Genomic DNA, 3,536 nt, shown 5'->3' on the forward strand with positions numbered 1-3,536 from the left:
ATGGGTTTTATCTGTGCCAGCCCTGCTTTGATTTTTGTTTGATCAATTTGAATTTTTGCAGGTTTTTTGCGGTTTATAAATGGATTATTCGGGTTATTCCTTTTATCGGGCAGTCTTATATAGCCTTCTCTGTGAAGTTTAAGCATAAACCCTCTTGCCACCATATTGCGTAAATCATAAAGCAGCTAAATCCAATCAAAACGCAAATGCTAATAAGTATGCAGAATTGAGACAAATAGGCTGCATTAGGGTCAATAAATTGAGGAAAGACTGCGGTAAAAAATACAATCGCCTTGGGGTTTCCTGCGGTCACAAAGGCAGCTTGCAGGTACATTTTTTTTAAAGAATTCCATTTATTGGTGTGATTTAATTCATTTGGTGATAACGACATTTTTGATGAACACAACATACTTATTCCCATATAGATGAGATATGCTGCCCCTGCCAATTTAATGAGTTGAAATGTAGTTTCAGAAGCAATTAAAATTGTTCCTAAGCCTGCAATGGAAATAGATGCTTGAATTAATGTAACCGTTACATTTCCCATCGCTGATGCTATGGTTTTTTTGGCCCCGTAATGCATACCATGGGTCAAAGCCAATAACATACTTGGACCTGGTATAATTGAGGCAACAAATACAGTAATTGAAAATAGCAGTATAAAATTGAAAGGCATATTATTAAATCCTTTATATGATTATAATTCATTTATACACATAACGGTTGAACTGTGCCGCCCGGCTTTTTGGGTCGGCACCAGTGAAGGGGTTAGCTTATTTCTTTATCTTCCTGAAGACACCAGGGTCGTTGAATAGCTCTTTGTTCTCTTTGTGCTTCAGAAACGCCTCCCTCAATCCGTCTGTTGTCTTCAAAGAATCATCCACCAAATCAGTATTCAACAATTTGATCTCCAGTTGGCCATCTGTCAGGTGATACGAGGCCACGTGGAAAAGACCCTTCTCGTTTTTCTTAAAGGGGCCATCGGCAGTTCCGATGATCTGAAGCTGAACACACGATACACCACCAATCTTGATGGGGTACCCCCGATAGTAAGCTTCGTCATTCCCTCCCGGCGGGTAATGAATCAGGTATTCGGTGTCTGAGTATTTAAGGATCATCATCCGTTCGTCATTTTTCGTTTTATCATCATTGACCTGAATCGGTTCCCACACACCAAGCACTGCAGGATCAACCGCTATATTGTGTTCCTTTGTCAACGGGGATTCGTATTCGCAGCCGACAAGCAGCAAGATCGCTGTGACAAACATCATCATTATATATTTCATTGTGACATCCCTTTTTTTCAAAGCTAACTAAATCTGCGGCTTGCCCGCAGCATTTGAATTGTTAGAATTAAGTAAGCTGTCCCCTGATCTCTGATCTAGCTGATCTCCTGATCTCTATCTTGTAATAAAAAGCCGCCCCTTGTTTATCCGGTTGGACCTTTGACTGGGCTGCCTAGGCAGGCATTTGAATCGCTTCTGCATGCAATTTTAAACCAAGAGCACCAATGACTTTGAGGATTGTATCAAAGCCCGGATTTCTTTCACCAGAGAGTGCCTTGTAAAGGCTTTCGCGGGAAAGGCCTGCATCACGAGCAACCTGAGACATCCCCTTGGCCCGGGCAATATCACCCAAAGCCTTAGCAATGAACGTAGCATCTCCATTGGCTTCCTCAAAGCAAGCTTCTAAATAAACCGCCATTTCTTCTGGATTACGAAGATGCTCGGAAACATCAAATTTTGTAGTTATAGTTTTAGCCATGATATACTCCTATAAATTCTGCGCCAATCGTAAGGCGGTTTTGATATCTTATGTCTGGGTACGCTTGTCTCCACCAGCCAACAAAATAATTATAGATTCTCCGAACTGCTTGTAATAAACTCTGTAGCCTGGTCCATAATTAATTCGTAACTCTGAAACACCTTCACCCACTGGTTTAACATCTCCAGGATTCCCATCAGTTAGTCGTTTAATCCGAACCAAAATACGAGCACGAGCGCGGATATCATGTAATTTATCAAGCCATTTGACAAAAAGATCAGTTTTTTGAATTTCAATCATTGTTTAATTGTAGCCACATGGCTACATATTGTCAATAAACAATTTGTGATGCCATGGTCCCAAGTCAATGTTTAGCTCACTGGCTTGTCCATGTGCAGTGGGGTGGTTAATTCACCTTTGACTACTGCTGAAGCAAAGCTTCAGCAGTACCATGTAATCGGATAATTTGCCAGGCCGCCCGCGTGTGTCCAAGTGAACCACTAAAATCACCGGCTCGCAGCCGGTGCATTTTAATTGTTAAAATTTGTTGTTTCTTTTTTCTTATATGCTTTTGGCTTGACATTGCGACACATTTTCTCGATCTGGAATGAAATAATGCCTATCTGCTTCTCCGTTAACACAGAGTTTCCTTTTGAAAGAAAATCAAAGTTTTTCCCGTTGCTTATTCTTAATTCACTTGATTTAGTTTGTTTAATATACCATCCAGGTATTGCCAGAACAGGTGTAACATAATGGCTATCTCCTGTTGAATTTTCTATCCACTTTTGAAGCCATTTGGCTTGGCGAATAGACTGATCAATCGGTTTGTTTCTACCCATCCGGGAAAAAACAATTTCTCTCCGTCAAACTGAAGTTTCCAATTCTCATTTTCTGTCTTTTCAAACTTAGCTCGACCTTTGGTTTCAACTGCATAAATACCTTGGGGTCCGACGGCAATGTGGTCTATATTAAAATTCTTTTGAGCAGGGAAATCATGAAAGATATTGAATTCAGATTTGGCAAGATTTTGCAGTCCCTGTCCAACTGCGACCTCAGACTCATACCCAACTCGCAAATTATTCCTTTGTTTAAACAAGTTGTATAATTTTTTGCCATTATAGATATAAGTTCCAACAAGAAATAAAATAATCAAAATGATTAACGATAGCCCTGGAACTTTTCTCGAAATAGAGTATTGGCTTAAAACCACCGAATAAATCAAGACGGGGTATACGTGAATCCTGTTGGTGCATATAGCATTAGCCGAAGTATTAGCCGAAAACAAGGGCGGAACCGTGAGGAACCGAAGGAACTTGGAGTGCAAAACTATGAGCCGACGAACAGAAATAGCATATAAGGCCTGGTCTCCGGGTAAGTCAGCACAACATGACAAAGCCTTTGGATTCAGCAGACAGGTTAAATGCTGCGGTTGTGTAGTGAAAGTTCACGTTCTTATCCGGGGATATCTGTTTTACATGCCCTGAATTTCTTTTGCAATAAATCCCGGCTTGGGCCATACCGGGACACCAAGGCCAAGGCATTACCGGCTGTTGCCGACGGTGATGAGTCACGAACAATGGGCAGCACCTGTAAAAGAGATTTCATTGCGCCGATCAGGGTAACCTGACAGGTGATGGGACAGAAGTCAGCAGACGTCATAGTAGCCAAATGCCGGGGGTAATGCCCCGGACAGGGTGAAGGACAGAACATCAAACGAAAAGGAGGTATCCATGAACTTTGTATATACAGTGAATCCGAATGGAGGAGTAGTG

General features: G+C 41.4%; 8 protein-coding genes. 1 reads left to right on the forward strand and 7 read right to left on the reverse strand.

Features of this window, described 5'->3' with window-relative positions:
* Positions 1–115: 115 nt before the first annotated feature.
* The 6 genes from K8S13_RS18755 to K8S13_RS25800 form a co-directional block, all read right to left on the reverse strand.
* Entirely contained in the window at positions 116–676 is a 561-nt protein-coding gene (locus K8S13_RS18755) for a LysE family translocator (protein WP_291464925.1), read from the reverse strand.
* 97 nt (positions 677–773) lie between these two features.
* Positions 774–1,286, reverse strand: a complete 513-nt coding sequence (locus K8S13_RS18760) for a hypothetical protein (protein ID WP_291464927.1) — start codon at positions 1,284–1,286, stop codon at positions 774–776.
* Positions 1,287–1,458: 172 nt separating this feature from the next.
* Positions 1,459–1,764, reverse strand: a complete 306-nt coding sequence (locus K8S13_RS18765; RefSeq protein WP_291464929.1) for an addiction module antidote protein — start codon at positions 1,762–1,764, stop codon at positions 1,459–1,461.
* Positions 1,765–1,812: 48 nt separating this feature from the next.
* Positions 1,813–2,064 carry a type II toxin-antitoxin system RelE/ParE family toxin gene (locus tag K8S13_RS18770; protein ID WP_291464931.1) on the reverse strand — a complete coding sequence of 84 codons (252 nt, stop codon included), beginning with the start codon at positions 2,062–2,064 and terminating at the stop codon, positions 1,813–1,815.
* Positions 2,065–2,294: 230 nt separating this feature from the next.
* Positions 2,295–2,603, reverse strand: coding sequence for a hypothetical protein (locus K8S13_RS18775; RefSeq protein ID WP_291464933.1), 309 nt, complete (start codon positions 2,601–2,603; stop codon positions 2,295–2,297).
* On the reverse strand, positions 2,540–2,974 hold the full coding sequence (locus K8S13_RS25800; RefSeq protein ID WP_367172744.1) for a nuclease-related domain-containing protein: 435 nt from the start codon (positions 2,972–2,974) through the stop codon (positions 2,540–2,542). Before K8S13_RS25800 ends, K8S13_RS18775 begins: the two co-directional genes overlap by 64 nt.
* Positions 2,975–3,092: 118 nt before the next feature.
* On the opposite strand from K8S13_RS25800, the gene K8S13_RS18780 reads away from it, so the two are divergent.
* Positions 3,093–3,248: a hypothetical protein gene (locus K8S13_RS18780; RefSeq protein ID WP_291464935.1), complete on the forward strand. Its 156-nt coding sequence runs from the start codon at positions 3,093–3,095 to the stop codon at positions 3,246–3,248.
* On the opposite strand, the gene K8S13_RS18785 is transcribed toward K8S13_RS18780, so the two are convergent.
* On the reverse strand, positions 3,217–3,536 hold a 320-nt coding region (locus K8S13_RS18785; protein WP_291464937.1), incomplete at its 5' end, for a hypothetical protein. The two genes, K8S13_RS18780 and K8S13_RS18785, sit on opposite strands and share 32 nt — an antisense overlap.

It is taken from the genome of Desulfobacula sp. (genome assembly GCF_021107415.1).

Bases quoted from the DNA above. Each gene is read 5' to 3' on its own strand.
- K8S13_RS18755 (WP_291464925.1), bottom strand. From the start codon at position 676: ATGCCTTTCAATTTTATACTGCTATTTTCAATTACTGTATTTGTTGCC.
- K8S13_RS18760 (WP_291464927.1), bottom strand. From the start codon at position 1,286: ATGAAATATATAATGATGATGTTTGTCACAGCGATCTTGCTGCTTGTC.
- K8S13_RS18765 (WP_291464929.1), bottom strand. From the start codon at position 1,764: ATGGCTAAAACTATAACTACAAAATTTGATGTTTCCGAGCATCTTCGT.
- K8S13_RS18770 (WP_291464931.1), bottom strand. From the start codon at position 2,064: ATGATTGAAATTCAAAAAACTGATCTTTTTGTCAAATGGCTTGATAAA.
- K8S13_RS18775 (WP_291464933.1), bottom strand. From the start codon at position 2,603: ATGGGTAGAAACAAACCGATTGATCAGTCTATTCGCCAAGCCAAATGG.
- K8S13_RS18780 (WP_291464935.1), top strand. From the start codon at position 3,093: ATGAGCCGACGAACAGAAATAGCATATAAGGCCTGGTCTCCGGGTAAG.